The organism is Neobacillus driksii, assembly GCF_013409995.1.
GTDB lineage: Bacteria > Bacillota > Bacilli > Bacillales > Cytobacillaceae > Neobacillus > Neobacillus driksii.
On the sequence record NZ_JACCBX010000001.1, the window covers coordinates 445,508 to 465,068 of the forward strand.

The window sequence follows — 19,561 nt, forward strand, 5'->3', positions numbered from 1 at the left end:
TACATAATAGTTAATAAACGGGCAGGAAAGAGACGCTATTTTTCAATAATGATCGTCAATAGATGCTGCACATGAGGGGGAACGGGATGAACAGAAAATGGATTGCCCTAATGATGGTTGGATCGCTTCTAACGGGAGCGGGGGGCACATATGCTGGAATGCAATGGTTTGATAGAACAGAGGAAAACACGGAGCTTGAACAGACATTAACCCAAACAGAAACAGTTGTAACAGGCCAGCCTGATACAGAGAACCTTGCAAAGGTTAATCAGGCCTATGAGTTAATCTTGAGCCGTTATGTTGAAAAGGTAGACAGTGACACCCTGGTGGAGGGAGCCATTCAAGGAATGCTAACCGTCTTAGATGATCCCTATTCTGTTTATATGAATAAGGAAACAGCACAGCAATTCAATCAAGCTTTAGAATCTTCCTTTGAAGGTATTGGTGCAGAAGTGGGGATGGTCGACGGGAAAATTGTCATTATATCACCATTTAAAAATTCTCCGGCTGAAAAAGCAGGCCTGAAGCCAAATGATGAAATATTGAAAGTAGATGGCAAGAGTGTTGAAGGTCTTGACCTTAATAAAGCGACGTTAAAGATACGCGGAAAAAAAGGAACAAAGGTAACGTTGGAAATCGGACGGAAGGGCCTGAAGGAACCTCTTACGATTAAAGTAACTCGTGATGAAATTCCACTGGAAACCATTCATTCCGCTGTTAAAAAACAAGATGGAAAAAATATCGGTTATATTGAAATTACCTCTTTCTCCCAAGATACTGCGGCCGATTTTAAAGAGGAACTAACTTCCTTAGAGAAAAAAGATATTGAAGGCCTAATCATAGATGTCCGTGGAAACCCTGGAGGTTTGCTAGTAAGTGTTGAGGATATCCTAAAAGAATTCGTTACAAAGGATAAGCCGATTATTCAAATTGAACAAAGGAATGGGGATAAAGAACGTCATTTCTCCACTCTTACAGAGAAAAAAGAATATCCAGTTGCGGTCCTCATTAATAAAGGCAGTGCATCAGCCTCAGAAATATTGGCAGGGGCCTTAAAAGAAGCTGCTGGTTACCAATTGGTCGGAGAAACCACTTTTGGTAAGGGAACGGTACAGCAGGCTGTTCCGATGGGGGATGGCAGCAATATTAAGCTGACACTATATAAGTGGCTGACACCGGATGGTAATTGGATCCACAAAAAAGGGATTCAACCGGACGTAGAAGTCAAACAACCAGCCATTTTTGATACGCATCCGCTTCAAGTTGAAGAACCGCTTAAAGAGGATATGAATAATGAACAGGTCAAAAATGCACAAGAAATATTGGGTGGTTTAGGGTTTGCACCAGGACGTACAGATGGTTATTTTAGTTCTGAAACAAGTACAGCAGTTAAAGCCTTCCAGCAAAACCACAATCTTGAGCCAACTGGAAAAATTGATGCAAAAACGGCTGCTAAGCTTGAAGAAGAGGCACTAAAAGAAATGAAAAAAGAGAAAAACGACATCCAGCTGCAAACGGCATTGAGACTAATTTTAAAATAAACACGAAAACAGAGACATCTGTCTCTGTTTTTATTTGCGACAAAAAAATCAGAAATAGTTAGTTATGTCGTGAATTTCCTTGGAAATATTGTTGAATACCAAAGAATTAACAGATAACCAAGATAAACATTTACTAATGTGCATCTGTTTCCCCTGATAATTCGACATTTTTTTATTTTTTCAAGAAACTAGCAATAGGTTTTACTCCTCAATTTTGGTAAAATAATCTTTAGAGCAAGATTAGTAGAATTTATGATAGAGGCAGGTGGCAGAAAATTGGTGCAATTATGGCTTTATGAGCTGTTAAAAGGGACAGGAAGACTCTTTCTTCAGCCTGTTTTTTACTATCTCATTTTCCTATCCGGAATTCTGGGAGTTTCAAGAGTAAAAAGAGAACGAAAAAACTTCCACACCCGGACTTTTGATGCTTATTTTGAACTTCGACAGTTATTCCCATTAGGTTTGATTTTGGGTCTTGTGATTTCCATTCTCACAGTCACCGCGGGTCTAAGCGTTCCATTTGCAGCCATCCTTCTAATCGTGGTCTTTACGCTATTATGGAGTTTAACAACTAATATACGGTTAATGTCGCCAGTCTACACGGTGGGGGCAGCATTTTTCGGAGTTATTTTAATCGCTGAATATGACTGGAATATTCCATTCTTTAAAGAGGCATTTCAAAGTATAGACGAAAAGGTCTACCCTTCTGTGGTGATTTTGATGGCACTCCTATTAATTTCTGAAGGGATTCTTATTAGTAGAAATGCAAATATTGGATCCTCTCCCAAACTTGTAAAAAGTAAGCGAGGGCAGAGTGTCGGTGCTCATGAAGTGAAACGACTCTGGCTGCTGCCTGTGTTTCTCCTAATTCCTGGGGATGTTCTGACGCTGCCATTTGACTGGTGGCCAGTTTTCCATATTGGAGCGGAGTCCTACTCGCTACTCCTTGTTCCGTTTGCTGTCGGTTTTAATCAGCAAATCCAAGGTATGCTGCCAAAACAGTCAATTCAGTTGCATGGCCGTAAAGTACTATCATTGGGGATTTTGACATTCGTACTGTCTGTTATTGGTTATTGGTATCCGCTTATATCTATTGTGGTGGCAGCCCTGGCCATTATCGGACGTGAGCTCATTTCCCTAATGCAGCGGTTGAAGGATGATAATTTACCTTTTTACTTTTCTAAGAAAAACAACGGCTTAATGATTATTGGGATTATTCCACAATCACCTGCTGATAAAATGGGCCTCCAAGTAGGAGAGATCATTTCAAAGGTTAATGGCGTTATGATTCGTGATGAGCACGTTTTTTATGAAGCGTTACAAAAAAATCGAGCCCATTGTAAGCTTGAGGTTTTAGATATAAATGGTGAGGTCCGTTTCGTTCAACGTGCTTTGTATGAGGGGGACCATTACGAGTTAGGCATACTTTTTGTACAGGACCAAAATAAATATGATGAAAAAATAGGATAAAGTACAAAGTCAAGGGACTATTTCCTTTGGCTTTTTTTCTTTATAAATCGGATTTTAAATCAATATTTTTCGGTATATTTGGAAGCTAGCCAGCTAAACCTAAAATGGGAAATTCATATCCAAGAAAGGTGGTAGCCATATGATTAGTTTCTTAGACTTTTACACTCCTGCAAATTTGAACTTTGAAGCAGTTTCATCCGTTGTATTTTATTTCACTATCTATTCCTTGTTTGGGTGGCTGTTGGAAAACAGCTATAGTTACGTTACAAGGCGTCAATTTTTTAAGCCGAATTTTTTTCACGGACCATTTAAGCCGATGTATGGTTTTGCCCCTTTAACCTTGGTTTATTTAATAGGTCCTGAAACAAATTGGGGTATTGTCCTTTTGTTATGTTTCTTTATTCCAACCTTGATAGAATACATAAGTGGTGCATTACTTCAGAAGTTTTTTCAACGGCAATGGTGGGACTATTCAAATATGCCTATGCAAATACAAGGACATATTTGTCTGCCATTCTCACTATGCTGGATTCTGCTATCCTTCTCCTGTTTAAAGTGGGTTCATCCTTCGATCGTTTCTCTTTACGGTATAGCACAAATGTTTTGGACATGGATATGGCCAGGGATTATTTTATATTTCATTGCAGAACTGGCTTTGTCCATTCGCAGACACTCTACCCGAGCTCTCGATAATACAGAATCACCTAATCCAATTCAATAATAAATCCAACTCCTTCAGCAAAATTAAGAAGGAGTTATTTTTTTTAAAAAAATATTAATGTTTGACATTCAAATGATGATTTGAATATCATATAATCAAATAAAGATTTGAATGTATGAGGTGATGAAATGAAGGATCGAGATATTTGCGAGGTAACTTGTGTTGATGACCATAAAACTACAAGGCTCCAGCCTTTAGTAGAAATAAGCAATATTTTTGAGGTAACCAAGATATTTAAAGCCCTGTCCGATGAAACGCGAATGAAAATAGCCTATGCACTTACACTTGAAGATGAGCTTTGTGTATGTGATGTGGCGAATATTGTCGGAGCTACAACGGCAACAGCTTCCCATCATTTACGTCACTTAAAAAGCATGGGGCTTGCAAAATACCGGAAGGAAGGAAAGTTAGTCTATTATTCTCTTGATGATGATCATGTGAAACAGCTTATTCATATTGCCTTTGAACATCAACAAGAGGTGGCAGGACGAGAGTAAAGGTTTTCAAAACGTATCACAAAAAACAGATAAGATTAAACTAGAGTCAACTATAGTTGGGAGAGATATTTATGGGACACCATCATCATCATGGACATTCGCATGGGCACTCACATGGTCATGGACACGGTCATTCACATACAAGTAATAAAAAAGCACTGTTAAGTTCATTTATTTTGATTTCGGTTTTTATGATTGTTGAAGTTATCGGTGGATTTTTAACCAATAGCTTAGCCTTATTATCTGATGCCGGGCATATGTTAAGTGACGCTGCAGCGCTTGGACTGAGTTTTTTCGCCATCAAGCTTGGGGAAAAACAGGTGTCACAGGAAAAAACGTACGGATACAAGCGTTTTGAAATTATTGCGGCGGCTTTAAATGGGATTACCCTAATCGTCATTTCCTTATATATTTTTTATGAAGCATTACAACGATTCTTTGCTCCGCCTGAAGTTCAAAGTACGGGAATGTTAATGATCTCGATTACAGGATTAGTAGTGAACATTATCGCCGCTTGTATTTTAATGAGCGGTGATAGGGATGATAATCTCAATGTTCGAAGTGCCTTCTTACATGTGCTGGGGGATATGCTCGGATCGGTCGGAGCCATAGTCGCTGCCTTGCTGATTATGTTTTTCGGCTGGACGATTGCGGATCCAATAGCGAGTGTCATTGTCGCTGTATTAATCATTATTAGTGGTTTCCGTGTTACAAAGGATTCTTTCCATATTCTAATGGAGGGTGCACCGACACAAATCGATATTCATCAGGTTAAAGAGGCACTTAGTAAAATCCCATTAGTAAAGGAAGTTCATGATTTACACATTTGGACAATAACTTCCGGATATCCAGTATTGAGCTGCCATATTACCATTTTAAATGACGCAATCCATGACGACATTCTCGCTCGATCACAAAAAATACTTCATGATGAATTTCACATTGAACATAGTACAATTCAAGTTGAAAAGGCGGAAGTTGGCTGCCCTAGCCCGCATGGAACATGTAACTAAAGATATTCGATAAGTTTTTGTTGCAATTTTGTGAATTAATTTCTAAAATATATACACAGTAATGTATGAATGAGGTGGACCCATTGGCTATTGAATATATATCGGCATTTATATTGCCTGGTTTACTCGTATTGCTATTTACTCGGGTCACATACAATCGGATCATTGGCCTTGCCTTAACCGTTGGACTCATTGCTGCTTCTGTGTATAAAGGCTATACGAACAATTTCCTGCTGATTGTGGTCGATGCTTTTTCGCTTACAGCTGGATTTTGGCTGGCTGCAAAAATGAAACCACGAGTTTTTAAAAAAACGTAAACACTCAACTTAGATGTTTAAGTCTGTCAATCAATGGCAGGCTTTTTTTGTCTTTTGCGTAGTAAAATAGCAGTTTAATATGTGTGAAATCTAAATTCTATAACGAAATCGAATGTTCGTTCGCATATTAGTGGTTTGTTTTGGGGGAATTGTGTTAGAATGATACTATTAGAAATTCAGGATACATTTTCTAGCACCATCCCGGCCAGAAGCAAGTCCATAAGTTAGAAAATGATTATTTTTCGGGAGGGAAATCAGTGAAAGATCAATTTGAATTAGTTTCGAAATACTCACCTCAGGGAGACCAGCCTGAAGCGATTCGACAGTTAGTTCAAGGAATAAATGATAATAAGCGCTATCAAACATTATTGGGTGCCACTGGAACAGGTAAGACGTTTACTGTTTCAAACGTGATAAAGGAAGTAAACAAGCCGACACTCGTTATCGCTCATAATAAAACATTAGCAGGTCAGCTATACAGCGAGTTTAAGGAATTTTTTCCAAATAACGCTGTTGAGTATTTTGTTAGTTACTACGATTACTTTCAACCAGAAGCCTATGTGCCTTCGACAGATACATTTATTGAAAAAGACTCAAGTATCAATGATGAAATTGATAAACTTCGGCACTCTGCAACATCCGCCTTATTTGAGCGGAAAGATGTTATTATCATCGCCAGTGTATCATGTATATACGGTCTCGGATCACCTGAAGAATACCGAGAAATGGTGCTGTCACTAAGGACAGGTATGGAGATTGAACGTAACCAGCTGCTGCATCGTTTGGTTGATATTCAATATGAAAGAAATGATATTGATTTTAAACGTGGTACGTTCCGCGTTCGTGGTGACGTGGTCGAAATATTCCCAGTATCACGGGATGAGCATTGTGTTCGCGTAGAATTTTTTGGCGATGAAGTAGATCGTATTCGTGAAGTCGACGCCTTAACAGGGGAAATCATCGGCGAACGTGAGCATATCGCAATTTTTCCAGCATCCCACTTCGTTACGAGAGAAGAAAAAATGAGAGTTGCCATTGAGAACATTGAAAAAGAACTCGAGGAACGCTTAGAGGAGCTTCGTGAAGATAATAAATTGCTTGAAGCACAGCGCATCGAACAAAGGACACGTTATGATCTTGAAATGATGCGTGAGATGGGCTTCTGTTCAGGGATTGAAAACTACTCACGTCATTTGACATTGAGACCTGCTGGTTCCACACCGTATACGCTTCTCGATTATTTTCCAAAAGATTTTCTCTTGGTCGTGGATGAATCACATGTTACCCTGCCACAAGTAAGGGGTATGTTTAATGGTGATAGGGCCCGGAAACAGGTGCTGGTTGACCACGGCTTTCGTCTGCCATCCGCGCTTGATAACCGGCCATTGACCTTTGATGAATTTGAAAAACATATTCACAATGCCATCTTTGTCTCGGCAACACCAGGTCCGTTTGAGCTTGAGCATACTCCGGAAATGATTCAACAAATCATCCGACCAACAGGGTTATTGGACCCAACGATAGAAGTCCGTCCGATAGAGGGACAAATCGATGACATTATTGGAGAAATTCAGGAGCGAATCAAGAAAAATGAACGGGTGCTTATTACAACGCTGACAAAGAAAATGTCAGAAGACTTAACGGACTATTTAAAAGAAATAGGTATTAAAGTCCAATATTTGCATTCAGAAGTGAAAACACTTGAACGGATTGAAATTATTCGCGAACTGCGGCTCGGTAAGTATGATGTTCTCGTCGGAATAAACCTGCTTAGAGAAGGGCTGGATATTCCTGAGGTTTCATTGATTACAATTCTCGATGCCGATAAAGAAGGCTTTCTTCGTTCAGAACGTTCATTAATTCAAACCATCGGACGTGCTGCCCGTAATGCCAATGGGCATGTCATCTTGTATGCGGACAAAATAACCAATTCGATGGAAATCGCGATAAATGTAACAAGAGAGCGCCGTAAAATACAGGAAGAATACAATAAAAAGCACGGGATTACGCCTATGACCATTCAAAAAGGAATTCGTGAGGCCATTCGTGCTACGCATGCTGCCGAAGAACAGGAAGAATACAAACCTGCAGCTTCTTTCGGTAAGATGTCGAAGAAGGAAAGAGATAAGTTAATTGCAACCATGGAAAAAGAAATGAAGGAAGAAGCAAAAGCGCTTAATTTTGAGCGTGCTGCTGAGCTTCGTGATTTATTATTAGAGTTAAAAGCGGAAGGATGACGTAACCATGGCGATGGATAAATTGATTGTTAAAGGCGCCAGAGCCCATAACTTAAAAAATATAGATGTCACCATTCCGAGAGATAAGCTTGTTGTTTTAACGGGACTTTCTGGTTCTGGAAAGTCCTCACTTGCTTTTGATACGATTTACGCAGAAGGGCAGCGGCGCTATGTTGAATCACTGTCTGCCTACGCAAGACAATTCTTAGGGCAGATGGATAAGCCAGATGTTGATTCCATTGAAGGATTATCGCCAGCGATTTCAATCGATCAGAAAACAACAAGCCGGAACCCCCGTTCAACGGTAGGGACGGTGACGGAAATTTATGATTATTTGCGATTACTTTTTGCCCGTGTAGGCAGACCAACTTGTCCCATCCATAATATCGAAATCTCCTCTCAAACGATTGAACAAATGGTAGACCGAATCATGGAATATTCTGAGCGGACAAAAATGCAAATTCTTGCACCAGTCGTTTCTGGACGAAAAGGAATGCATGTTAAAGTTTTGGAGGATATAAAAAAACAAGGATTCGTTCGTGTTCGGGTTAACGGTGAAATGCTTGATCTTGGTGATGAAATTGTTCTCGATAAGAACAAAAAGCATTCCATTGAAGTTGTTATCGATCGTATTGTCGTGAAAGAGGGCATTACTGCAAGAGTTGCTGACTCTCTTGAAACCGCATTACGGCTTGGAGAAGGTAAGGTAATTGTCGATGTCATTGGTGAAGAAGAACTTCTTTTCAGTGAAAATCATGCATGTCCTCTTTGTGGGTTTTCAATAGGAGAGTTAGAACCACGGATGTTTTCATTCAATAGCCCTTTTGGTGCATGTCCTGAATGTGATGGGCTTGGGTCGAAGCTTGAGGTAGATGTTGACCTTGTAATTCCAAATAAGGAATTAACATTGAAACAGCATGCCATTGCTCCATGGGAGCCAACTAGCTCGCAATATTATCCGCACCTACTTGAAGCAGTTTGCAATCATTATGGTATTGATATGGACATGCCATTTAAAGATATTCCTCAACACCTTATCGAAAAAGTTCTTTATGGCTCTAAGGGTGACAAAATCTATTTCCGTTATGAAAATGATTTTGGGCAGATCCGCGAGGGACATATTGAGTTTGAGGGGGTCATTCGTAACGTAGAACGCCGTTATAAAGAGACCAGCTCTGATTGGATTCGAGAGCAAATGGAGAAATACATGGGTGAGCAGCCTTGCCAAGTCTGTAAAGGTCATCGTCTGAAGAAGGAAACTTTAGCAGTGTTAATTTCTGGCCGCCATATTTCTCATGTAACAGAGTTATCAATCGAAGAAGCGAATAGCTTTTTCAGTCAACTAACGTTAACCGAGAAGGAAACGCAAATTGCTAAATTAATTTTAAATGAAATTAACGAGCGCCTCGGCTTTCTAATGAATGTTGGACTGGATTATTTAAGTCTAGGTCGTGCCGCTGGGACACTTTCCGGCGGAGAAGCACAACGGATTCGTTTGGCAACTCAAATCGGTTCAAAGTTAACGGGAGTTCTTTACATTTTAGATGAACCATCCATTGGACTTCATCAGCGTGACAATGACCGCTTAATTGGAACACTTCAAAATATGCGTGATATTGGCAACACGTTGATTGTGGTGGAACACGATGAAGACACCATGCTTGCGGCCGATTATTTAATCGATATTGGACCAGGAGCCGGGGTGCACGGAGGGCAAATCATTTCAGCAGGTTCACCTCAAGAAGTAATGACCGACCCTAATTCATTAACGGGCCAGTATCTATCGGGTAAAAAGTTTATTCCGCTGCCAATCGAACGTCGTAAGCCTGATGGAAGGTATATCGAAATAAAGGGTGCCGCTGAAAACAATTTACGAAATGTCAATGTGAAGATTCCACTAGGGATGTTTATCGCTGTAACGGGTGTTTCTGGATCAGGGAAAAGTACCTTAATCAATGAAATCCTTCTTAAATCACTATCCCAAAAGCTTAACCGCGCTAAAACAAAGCCCGGTGAACATAAGGACATCGTGGGGATGGAGTATTTAGACAAGGTAATTGATATTGACCAATCACCAATTGGCAGAACACCTCGTTCTAATCCGGCAACCTACACGGGAGTATTTGATGATATCCGTGATTTGTTTTCTACCACGAACGAAGCAAAGGTCCGAGGTTATAAAAAAGGACGATTTAGCTTTAATGTGAAGGGCGGCCGCTGCGAGGCATGCCGCGGTGATGGAATTATCAAAATTGAAATGCATTTTCTGCCTGACGTTTATGTGCCATGTGAGGTCTGCCATGGCAAACGCTATAATCGTGAAACGCTGGAAGTGAAGTATAAAGGAAAGAGTATCTCTGAAATTCTTGATATGACAGTCGAAGCGGCGGTAGAGTTTTTTGAGAATGTTCCTAAGATTAGCCGAAAGCTGCAAACCATTAAAGATGTTGGTTTAGGTTATATTACTCTCGGTCAACCTGCTACCACTTTATCCGGTGGGGAAGCACAGCGTGTGAAGCTGGCTTCTGAGCTTCATAAACGTTCTAACGGAAAGTCGTTCTACATCTTAGACGAACCAACAACAGGACTTCATGTCGACGATATTTCTAGATTATTAGTCGTCCTCCAGCGTCTTGTTGAAAATGGTGACACCGTTTTGGTTATTGAGCACAACCTAGATGTCATTAAAGCAACAGATCATATTATTGATCTCGGGCCAGAAGGTGGAGACAAAGGCGGAACTATTGTCGCTACAGGAACACCAGAAAAAGTGGCGGAAGTACCTGCATCTTATACAGGCAGATACTTAAAACCAATCCTAGAGCGTGACCGGTTACGAATGAAAGAACAAATACACGAAAAAGAAACCATCGGAAAAAGCTAAAACGATTTGAGTTTTAGCTTTTTTTATTGTAAAAAATTTGAATCTTTCTCTACTTCTATACGTAAATAACGAGTAAGGGGAGTGATGAATGATGGATACAAGAAAAGTTCTTTCAGGATTAAGTTACTTTAGTATTTTCTTTGCAGGAATTCTTTTTCCATTGGTTGTCATGTTAGCTTCTGGGGATAATGTAACAAAAAGCCATGCGAAAAAAGCATTTATCTCTCATTTAATACCGCTAATTCCAGCACCACTGCTACTCTTCGCTATCTTTAGTGATATAAATACCATTAACACTGAAGGAATACCTGTTTTTACACTTGTGACAGCTGGGATTATGGTTTTAGTTAGTCTAACTGTCACTATCTGGAATGTGATAAAAGGCGTAAAAGCATTGATGATGGAATAGGATTTTAAAGAATACATTTATTGGGGTGAGTATTAATGAAGGAAGAGCGTAAAAGGATATTAAAGATGGTGGAAGAAGGAAAGCTGAATGTTGACGAAGCGTTGACTTTATTAGAGGAGCTTGAAAAAGCGGGTCAAACGATGGAACAAAAACAGGAACCAATTGCTCAAGAAATTTCAACTGCATTCAAATTTGAAGAGGCAAAAAAAGAAGAGTCGGTGCATAACAAAGTTCACTCCACAAAGGAAAAGATATTTGATTTTGTCGACACAGCCTTGAAAAAAATTAAGGATCTTGATTTTGATTTGAATTTCGGTCATTCCGTAGAGATTTCACACATCTTTCATCAAGGCGATGTATACTTACGTGATATGGATATTGACCTTGCAAACGGGTCGCTTAAACTGGTTCCTTGGGACCAAAATGATGTGAGGATCGAGTGTCAGGCAAAAGTTTACCGTGTAGAAAACGCTGAGCAAGCCCGGGAGAACTTTTTGAAGGATGTTATGTTTGCGATAGATGGTCAAAAATTACGGTTCATGACACAGCAAAAATGGATGAAGGTCGACGCGGTGGTTTATGTTCCTCAGGCAGAATATGAACGGGTTCGAGTTAGGTTGTTTAATGGTCCGATATCCGGTGAAGAATTAACAATTAGTGATCTTCGTATGAAAACCGCTAATGGAAAAATTGAGCTTTCACGCTTAAATGGAAAAAAGGCAGAAGTCGAAACAGCGAATGGCCATATTACATTGCAAACCAGCACGATTGATCATCTTGAGGTAGAAACGATCAACGGTGCCATTAAGCTTGATGGTGATTTTAGAAAGGTTGAAACACAGACATTAAATGGGAATACTACCTATAACCTAACCGGAAATCGTTGTGAATTGATTGCAGCAAAAGCAACTACCGGAGGGGTTGATTTGTTTATTCCCGATGGAGTGGCGGCAAGCGGTGAGTTAAAGACAAATCTTGGCGGCTTCAATATTAAGCTTGATGGAATACAGGTTCTTGAGGAAAAAAGTGAAATCGTTCAAAAATTGCTTCGCTTTCAATCGGTTCATCATCCTGACGGCATGTTAAAGATATTTGTCGATACAAAAACTGGATCTATTACACTTCATAAATCTGATGAGGTAACCAATTAACAGGAGACATGATAAATGAAATGGTTGATAGGAATCTTAATAAATGCGGTATTGTTCATGGCAATAGCAGGCTATTTTTCTGAGAGTTTTGTACTAGAAGGCTTTGCCGCGGCAATTGGCGCAAGCTTTTTACTTTCCATCATAAATATCATCGTCCGCCCGATTCTAGTTATTTTAACCTTACCTGCAACAGTTTTAACATTAGGTTTTTTTCTGTTTGTCATTAATGCATTCACCTTAGAAATAACCGATTACTTAATGGGTGATTCCTTTGAAATCGCAGGATTTGGTATGGCGCTGCTTGCTGCAGTTATTATGTCGATTGTAACGCTCGTTCTGAATAAAACAATCCTTAAATCCTCCAAGGAAAAATAGTAGAAGCAAATGGTCAGACCATTTGCTTTTTAACGTTTCATCGTATGAACAAATCGATACCGGTCTGCCCGAAAAGTAGATTTAACCAACTCGAAAGGAACTTCATTTTCTAGATAAGATATTCGCTCAATCAAGAGGATGGGGTCTCCAATATTTATTCCCAGTGCTTCTGCGTCAGGACTACTGGCAATAGAAGCCTCGATCTCTTGCGTCGCTTCACTTATTGAGAGAGAGAGGTGTTCCTCAATGTATCGATAGAGAGAGAGGTTGCTGTTTTCCTCTGTCAGTCCGGGAACAAGCTCAACGGGAATATATGCCGTTTCTAGCGCCATTGGGGCATCATCGGCTAAACGAATCCGTTTGATTTTATAAACAAAGTCATTTTCTTCCATTCTAAGGTGAGTTGCTGTTTTTTTGTCTGCAGGGATGATTTGAAAGGATAAAAGCGTGCTGCTTGGACTCATTCCCCTTGAGAGCATGTCTTCAGTAAAACTAGTCATCCCCTGAAGTTCTTGTTCTATCTTTTTCTTATTAACAAATGTTCCTCGGCCTTTTTGTCTTTTAAGATAGCCTTCCGAGACCAAATTGTTGATTGCTTGTCTAACCGTCATGCGGCTTATTTGGAACGTTTGCGCATATTCGCGTTCGGAAGGAATGACAGCCTCTTCCATTAAAAGACCATTCTCGATTTGTTGTTTAATGTACTCTTCTAATTGATGATAGATGGGAACCGGTGAATTTTTTTTTATCATCCAAACACTCCTTGTGAAAAGTACTAGATATATTTTAACGCATCTCTATCTGCGATTACAGTGACATTTTGGTGGTGCTTTAATGCAGAAGCAGGAAATTCTTCGCTTATATCTCCATTCATAAACTTGAGTAGTGCTTCTGCCTTTTTTTCTCCTGAAATTAGTAGAAGAATTTCCTTGCTTTCTAATATAGAAGCAATTCCCATCGTTAGCGCGTGTGTAGGCACTTCTTCAAGAGAGTTGAAAAATCTAGAATTTGCAATTCTTGTGTTTTCAGCAAGCGTGACAATATGGGTCCGGCTGGAAAAGGGTGTACCAGGTTCATTAAAACCTATATGTCCATTTTGCCCGATTCCCAGAAGTTGAAGGTCGACCCCTCCAAGCTCTTTTATTAGCTGTTCATAGCGGACGCATTCCTGTTCTAAATCATCTGCCGCTCCATTTGGAATATGCGTTTGATTTTCATTGATATCTATATGATTAAACAAATTTTGTCTCATGAAATAATGGTAACTGTTCGTGTCCTGTGCCATCAGCCCGATATATTCATCTAAATTGACAGATTTCATCTGTTGATAACTAGTCCCGTCCGCCTTATGGTCTTGGATTAAATAGTTATAAACACCCTTTGGGGTGCTCCCGGTTGCCAATCCCAGCGTCAGGCTTGGGTTAGAGCGGATTTTATCAACAATGATTTTTCCAGCCTCTACGCTCATTTCTGCATAATTTTCAGTACGTATTAGTTTCACGTCATTACCCCTTTTTATATGCTATTTCCCCACGGCAGAAGGTCATTTCAACTTGATATTCATTCGATAAAATTGTAATATCGGCATCTTTCCCTACCGAAATACTGCCTTTACGGTCATAGACGTTTAATTGTTTAGCTGGATTAACACTTGCCATTTGAACAGCTTTTGATAGAGTGATCTCTGCTGCTTCTAGGATGTTCTTAATAGAATCGTTCATTTTTAAAATACTGCCAGCCAGTGTTCCATCAGCCAGAAGAGCTTTTCCGTCTGCGACAGATACATCTTGCCCGCCAAGATCATAGACCCCGTTTTTAAGGCATTTAGCCCTCATAGCGTCTGTTATCAAAATCATGCCCTCTGTACCTTTTGCATTAATAACAAGCTTCATTACCTCGGGACGTACATGAATCCCGTCCGCAATCAATTCAACCATTAATTCTTTAAAAATAAGGGCGGATCCTGCTACGCCCGGTTCGCGGTGGTGAATCCCGCGCATGCCATTAAACAAGTGTGTTACCTGTTTTGCACCTGCTTGAACGGCCTTTTCCATTTCCTCGTGGACTGCATCACTGTGACCAATCGAAGCAATAACACCTGTTTCATGTAAGTAGCGTACAAAGTCTGTCCCGTTCTCTAGCTCAGGAGCCACCGTTACCAATTTAATGCTGCCTTCTGCTAGTTCCTGCCAGTGCCTAAATAATTCAATATCAGGATCAATAATGTACTCCATCGGCTGTGCACCGGCCCGTTTTTTATTAATAAATGGTCCTTCTAAATGAACACCGAGTACTTCTGCATTACCTGGGCCATTATGACCTTTAAGAAAATGTGCTGCATTTAGTAAGGCGTTTTCAATTTTCTCATGTTTTTGGGTAATGGTTGTTGCTAAAAAGCTAGTGGTGCCTTCAGCAGGGAGTGCTTTAGATATTGTTTCTAATGCTTGTATGGTCGCATCCATTGTATCAGCGCCTGCAGCACCATGAATGTGTACATCTATAAAGCCAGGAACCACTGTTTGGTCCTCCGCAATTTCGATTTTCTTTACCGTTTTTAAATGGGAGGGAAGGGTATTAATAGAACCAATCTCTCGGATTTTTCCATCTTCTATGAAAACATAAATAGATTCTGCCACTTCATTTTCTAGGACAGCATTGCCATGAACCATTAACACTAGGCTCAACATCTTCATCTCCATTTCAAAGTATGACCTCTATACGTTTATTATAGCTCCAAGTGGAATAGTTGTCTATACCAGTTGTATATTGATTCTTTATTATTTTACCAATAATGAAAGAATGTATGAAAAAATGAATAACCTTCTATTTGGTTATGAAAATAAATTAAATAGTGCTAAAATAAGAAGAAATTAAAGTAATTTATTACATATTAACTGTCAAGCTGATGGTCCTATGGTGCTTTTAGCTTTTCGGATAAGGAGGAAAACTTTTGCCAAAGGTACGCACGAAGGATATTTTTGAAAGATTCCATTTGGAGATGATTAGCGGTGAAGAAGGAATTAATCGTCCGATTTCGACAAGTGATATTTCGAGACCTGGAATTGAAATAGCAGGATACTTTGAATATTACCCTGCAGAACGAATTCAACTATTAGGTAAAACAGAGCTTTCCTTCTTTGCAGAATTACCAGAAAATGAACGTATCTCAAGGATGGAGCGTTTATGTACAGACATTACACCTGCGATCATCGTGACAAGAGGTTTAGATGTACCGCCAGAGCTTATTGAAGCCTCAGAGCGTGAATCTGTTCCTGTACTGCGGTCAAATATGAAGACTACACGTTTTTCAAGTCGTCTAACCAACTTCTTAGAAAGTAAACTCGCACCAACAACGGCTGTCCATGGAGTTTTAGTCGATATCTATGGGATTGGAGTATTAATTACTGGAAAAAGCGGCGTTGGTAAAAGTGAAACTGCATTGGAGCTGGTTAAACGCGGGCACCGGCTTGTGGCGGATGACTGTGTCGAGATTCGCCAGGAAGACCAAGATACGCTTGTGGGAACCTCCCCTGATTTAATTGAGCATTTATTAGAAATTCGCGGACTTGGTATTATTAATGTCATGACTCTTTTCGGAGCGGGTGCCGTTCGCAGTAATAAACGAATAACCCTAGTCATTAACCTCGAAATTTGGGATTCTAGTAAGCAATACGACCGCCTTGGTTTAGATGAGGAAAAAATGAAAATTATTGATACGGAAGTGACAAAGATTACCGTACCAGTGCGTCCTGGGCGAAATCTGTCTGTTATCATTGAAGTAGCTGCAATGAATTATCGCTTAAAAAGAATGGGCGTGAATGCAGCGCAGCAATTTACAGAGCGTTTATCTGATGTCATTGAAGATGGAGACCATGATGAATAATTTAATAAAGGAGAAATGGGATGAATTCAACTATACAGCCGCTTGATCCAATTGCATTTAGCTTAGGACCGATTCAAGTGCACTGGTATGGCCTTATTATTGGCTGCGGTCTAGCATTGGCACTGTTTCTAGCGATTCGGGAAGGAGATAAGAGAGGGCTCCCAAAGGATACATTTGCGGATTTAATGCTCTGGGCGATTCCGATTGCCATCCTTTCAGCACGTATATATTACGTTATTTTTGAATGGGGCTATTATTCCGAACACCCAGGTCAAATCATTCAGATTTGGAATGGGGGAATTGCGATCCATGGAGCTTTGATTGGCTCCGTCCTAACAACCTATGTTTTTGCCAAAAAACGCGGGATTTCTTTTTGGAAGATTGCGGATATTGCCGCACCTAGTATTATTTTAGGTCAAGCAATCGGCCGGTGGGGGAACTTTATGAACCAGGAGGCTCACGGAGGCGAAGTTACTAGAACCTTCCTTGAAAATCTGCAGCTGCCTGAGTTTATTATTAATCAAATGTATATTAATGGCGCTTACTATCATCCAACCTTTTTATATGAATCGGTCTGGAATATCGTAGGTTTTATTCTATTGATTTTACTTCGTCGTGTGAACCTGCGCCGTGGTGAATTATTCCTCTCTTATGTCATTTGGTATTCAGTCGGTCGTTTCTTTATCGAAGGGTTAAGAACAGATAGTTTAATGCTAGGTGGACTACGAATGGCCCAGATGATTTCGATCGCATTGATTCTAGGTGCTGTGTTAATCCTAATCTACCGCAGAAAAAAGAATCTAGCGGAGGACAGATATTTAGATAAAAACAATCAAGCTTTAACGCACTAGAGAAGGAGATTTTGGGGGAAATGATTAACTCAATAAAAAAGGGTTTACAGGTGGGGATTAAAACAACATGGACCTTAGGGAAAATTATTTTTCCAGTAACCCTTATTGTAGCAGTGCTGCAGTATACACCTATCTTGCCGTGGATTATTAAATTAATAGCGCCGATGATGAAACTGTTTGGATTATCAGGAGATGCCGCGATTCCATTGGTATTGGGAAACTTTCTCAACCTATATGCGGCTATTGGTGCGATTTTAACACTCGATTTAACTGTGAAGGAAGTTTTTATTTTAGCTGTAATGCTCTCATTTTCTCATAATTTAATTGTTGAATCAGGCGTTGCTCTTAAGGTTGGTATTAAGCTTTGGCTTGTTTTGGTAACGCGGCTGGGACTTGCATTTGCATCAGCAATCGTAATTAACCTTGTTTGGCACGGCGGCGGCGAAACAGCACAATATGGTCTGATTCAAGCAAGAACGGATGAAGAAATTACTGGAATCGGTGCTATTTTACTTGCGGCTATTGAAAAAGCAGGGCTTGGAATTCTGCAATTAGCCCTGATTGTCATTCCGTTGATGATTGTCATTCAAATCTTGAAGGATTTGCAATGGCTGAAGAAATTTTCGCAAGGAATGTCTCCGATTACTAAGAGTCTTGGGATGCATGAAAATACCTCTACTACTATGGCTGCAGGCTTATTATTTGGGCTTGCCTATGGTGCGGGAGTTGTCATCCAGGCAGTGGAGGAAGATGGAGTGAGTAAAAAGGATATAACACTCGCTTTTCTTTTTCTTATGTCCTGCCATGCGGTAGTGGAGGATACACTTATTTTTATCCCACTGGGTATTCCGGTCTGGCCGCTCTTTTTAATACGGCTGGGTGTAGCCATTATATTAACTTTGATCGTCGGGTTCATTTGGAAACGGTCAGGCATCATGAGCAGAAAGGGAGCAGAACCAACATATGAAAAATAATATAAATACCATTTTATTTGATTTAGATGGAACGTTAATCGATACAAATGAACTTATCATCTCTACTTATTTACACACACTTGAAAAATACTTTCCAGGCAAGTATAAGCGACAGGATGTCCTGCCATTTTTAGGTCCAACTCTTCATGAAGTTTTTGGAGCAATGGACCCCGAGAGAGTGGAGGAAATGGTGTTAGAATATCGTACCTACAATCTTGCGAATCACGACGCATTGGTAAAAGAATTTGTCGGTGTGATGGAAACAATTGAGACATTAAAGAAAAAAGGCTATAAACTTGCCATTGTGACAACGAAGCGTGAGGATGTGGCTTTTAAAGGACTTCGCTTGATGAAACTAGATTCGTTTTTTGATGTCATGATTGCTTACGATCATGTGAAAAAAGTGAAGCCAGACCCCGAGCCCATTTTTTTGGCGCTTGAAAAGTTAGATTCAAAGCCAGAGGAAACCTTGATGGTAGGCGATAATTTTCACGATGTACTAGCCGGGAAAAATGCAGGTACGAAAACTGCAGGTGTTGCTTGGACGATCAAGGGAAGAGATTATCTAGCAAAATATGAACCGGATTTCATGTTAGAAAACATGACGGATTTATTAAGTATTCTCGGAGAGAGATAAGGATGAGGAAGACTACCCGCTACCCTGTTGAAGGGGCAAATTCCTTGTGGCATGTCTATAAAACTGTTCCCTTTTGGAAGGTTGTAAAGAATTTTATTGTCATTCAACTGGCCCGTTACACTCCATTTCTTGGAATGAAAAATTGGCTTTATCGTACGTTTTTAGGGTTAAAGGTCGGTGAACATACTTCTTTTGCCTTAATGGTCATGCTCGATGTAATGTTTCCTGAGAAGATCAGTGTCGGACGGAACACAGTTATTGGCTATAACACAACAATCCTTGCTCATGAATACTTAATAAAAGAGTATCGCCTTGGTCCAGTTCATATTGGCAGTGAAGTGATGATTGGTGCGAATTCAACCATCCTTCCTGGTGTAACGATTGGTGACGGAGCCATCGTTTCTGCTGGAACATTGGTCCATAAAGATGTCCCTGCCGGTGCATTCGTCGGCGGCAACCCTATGCGGGTGATCTATTCCAAAGAAGAAATGGGAAAGCGATGGGCAGAAGACCCGATATATGGAAAAGAAAATATTTAATAACGGAAGCTGGGCTTTTAAACCTGGCTTTTTTTACATAATGATGTATTGCCAAAACGCGA

Annotated in this window: 19 protein-coding genes; 16 read left to right on the plus strand and 3 right to left on the minus strand. The window is 40.1% G+C overall.

Going from position 1 to position 19,561, the window contains the following annotated elements; translation table 11 throughout:
* Window positions 1–86: 86 nt before the first annotated feature.
* The 11 genes from F4694_RS01910 to F4694_RS01960 all read left to right on the plus strand — a co-directional run bounded on the left by F4694_RS01910 (window position 87) and on the right by F4694_RS01960 (window position 12,615).
* Window positions 87–1,541, plus strand: a complete 1,455-nt coding sequence (locus F4694_RS01910; protein ID WP_179595204.1) for a S41 family peptidase — start codon at window positions 87–89, stop codon at window positions 1,539–1,541.
* 276 nt (window positions 1,542–1,817) lie between these two features.
* Window positions 1,818–3,011 (plus strand): PDZ domain-containing protein, encoded by a 1,194-nt coding sequence (locus F4694_RS01915; RefSeq protein WP_179595205.1) that lies wholly within the window; start codon window positions 1,818–1,820, stop codon window positions 3,009–3,011.
* 139 nt (window positions 3,012–3,150) lie between these two features.
* On the plus strand, window positions 3,151–3,732 hold the full coding sequence (locus tag F4694_RS01920) for a putative ABC transporter permease (RefSeq protein ID WP_179595206.1): 582 nt from the start codon (window positions 3,151–3,153) through the stop codon (window positions 3,730–3,732).
* Between the two features lie 128 nt (window positions 3,733–3,860).
* Window positions 3,861–4,229 (plus strand): ArsR/SmtB family transcription factor, encoded by a 369-nt coding sequence (locus F4694_RS01925; RefSeq protein WP_179595207.1) that lies wholly within the window; start codon window positions 3,861–3,863, stop codon window positions 4,227–4,229.
* Window positions 4,230–4,300: 71 nt separating this feature from the next.
* Window positions 4,301–5,242 (plus strand): cation diffusion facilitator family transporter, encoded by a 942-nt coding sequence (locus F4694_RS01930; protein ID WP_179595208.1) that lies wholly within the window; start codon window positions 4,301–4,303, stop codon window positions 5,240–5,242.
* Between the two features lie 83 nt (window positions 5,243–5,325).
* On the plus strand, window positions 5,326–5,559 hold the full coding sequence (locus F4694_RS01935; RefSeq protein ID WP_179595209.1) for a CsbA family protein: 234 nt from the start codon (window positions 5,326–5,328) through the stop codon (window positions 5,557–5,559).
* Between the two features lie 257 nt (window positions 5,560–5,816).
* Entirely contained in the window at window positions 5,817–7,796 is a 1,980-nt protein-coding gene (gene uvrB, locus F4694_RS01940; RefSeq protein ID WP_179595210.1) for an excinuclease ABC subunit UvrB, read from the plus strand.
* A gap of 7 nt (window positions 7,797–7,803) precedes the next feature.
* Window positions 7,804–10,680 (plus strand): excinuclease ABC subunit UvrA, encoded by a 2,877-nt coding sequence (gene uvrA, locus F4694_RS01945; protein ID WP_179595211.1) that lies wholly within the window; start codon window positions 7,804–7,806, stop codon window positions 10,678–10,680.
* An 88-nt stretch (window positions 10,681–10,768) separates the two neighbouring features.
* Window positions 10,769–11,089 carry a DUF4870 domain-containing protein gene (locus F4694_RS01950; RefSeq protein WP_257029079.1) on the plus strand — a complete coding sequence of 107 codons (321 nt, stop codon included), beginning with the start codon at window positions 10,769–10,771 and terminating at the stop codon, window positions 11,087–11,089.
* A 35-nt stretch (window positions 11,090–11,124) separates the two neighbouring features.
* Window positions 11,125–12,240: a DUF4097 family beta strand repeat-containing protein gene (locus F4694_RS01955; protein ID WP_179595213.1), complete on the plus strand. Its 1,116-nt coding sequence runs from the start codon at window positions 11,125–11,127 to the stop codon at window positions 12,238–12,240.
* 15 nt (window positions 12,241–12,255) lie between these two features.
* Window positions 12,256–12,615 carry a phage holin family protein gene (locus F4694_RS01960; RefSeq protein WP_179595214.1) on the plus strand — a complete coding sequence of 120 codons (360 nt, stop codon included), beginning with the start codon at window positions 12,256–12,258 and terminating at the stop codon, window positions 12,613–12,615.
* 29 nt (window positions 12,616–12,644) lie between these two features.
* Here the strand turns inward: F4694_RS01960 and F4694_RS01965 are convergent, their stop codons facing one another.
* From F4694_RS01965 to nagA, 3 genes are read right to left on the minus strand one after another with little or no spacing between them, the layout of a single operon-like run.
* On the minus strand, window positions 12,645–13,367 hold the full coding sequence (locus tag F4694_RS01965) for a GntR family transcriptional regulator (RefSeq protein WP_179595215.1): 723 nt from the start codon (window positions 13,365–13,367) through the stop codon (window positions 12,645–12,647).
* A 23-nt stretch (window positions 13,368–13,390) separates the two neighbouring features.
* The gene (nagB, locus tag F4694_RS01970; RefSeq protein ID WP_179595216.1) at window positions 13,391–14,116 is read right to left on the minus strand and encodes a glucosamine-6-phosphate deaminase; all 726 of its coding nucleotides are present in this window, start codon (window positions 14,114–14,116) and stop codon (window positions 13,391–13,393) included.
* 4 nt (window positions 14,117–14,120) lie between these two features.
* Complete coding sequence (gene nagA, locus F4694_RS01975) at window positions 14,121–15,314, minus strand: N-acetylglucosamine-6-phosphate deacetylase (protein ID WP_257029080.1); 1,194 nt, start codon at window positions 15,312–15,314, stop codon at window positions 14,121–14,123.
* A gap of 251 nt (window positions 15,315–15,565) precedes the next feature.
* Here nagA and hprK point away from each other — a divergent pair, with 251 nt between their 5' ends.
* The 5 genes from hprK to F4694_RS02000 are packed head-to-tail and all read left to right on the plus strand — an operon-like array spanning window position 15,566 to window position 19,499.
* Complete coding sequence (gene hprK / locus F4694_RS01980; protein WP_179595218.1) at window positions 15,566–16,498, plus strand: HPr(Ser) kinase/phosphatase; 933 nt, start codon at window positions 15,566–15,568, stop codon at window positions 16,496–16,498.
* A 20-nt stretch (window positions 16,499–16,518) separates the two neighbouring features.
* Window positions 16,519–17,349 carry a prolipoprotein diacylglyceryl transferase gene (gene lgt / locus F4694_RS01985; RefSeq protein WP_179595219.1) on the plus strand — a complete coding sequence of 277 codons (831 nt, stop codon included), beginning with the start codon at window positions 16,519–16,521 and terminating at the stop codon, window positions 17,347–17,349.
* 20 nt (window positions 17,350–17,369) lie between these two features.
* Window positions 17,370–18,323 (plus strand): nucleoside recognition domain-containing protein, encoded by a 954-nt coding sequence (locus F4694_RS01990; protein WP_179595220.1) that lies wholly within the window; start codon window positions 17,370–17,372, stop codon window positions 18,321–18,323.
* A complete protein-coding gene (ppaX, locus tag F4694_RS01995; RefSeq protein ID WP_179595221.1) occupies window positions 18,313–18,960 on the plus strand; it encodes a pyrophosphatase PpaX in 648 nt (215 codons plus the stop codon). Before F4694_RS01990 ends, ppaX begins: the two co-directional genes overlap by 11 nt.
* Window positions 18,961–18,962: 2 nt before the next feature.
* A complete protein-coding gene (locus tag F4694_RS02000; RefSeq protein ID WP_179595222.1) occupies window positions 18,963–19,499 on the plus strand; it encodes an acyltransferase in 537 nt (178 codons plus the stop codon).
* Window positions 19,500–19,561 lie beyond the last annotated feature (62 nt).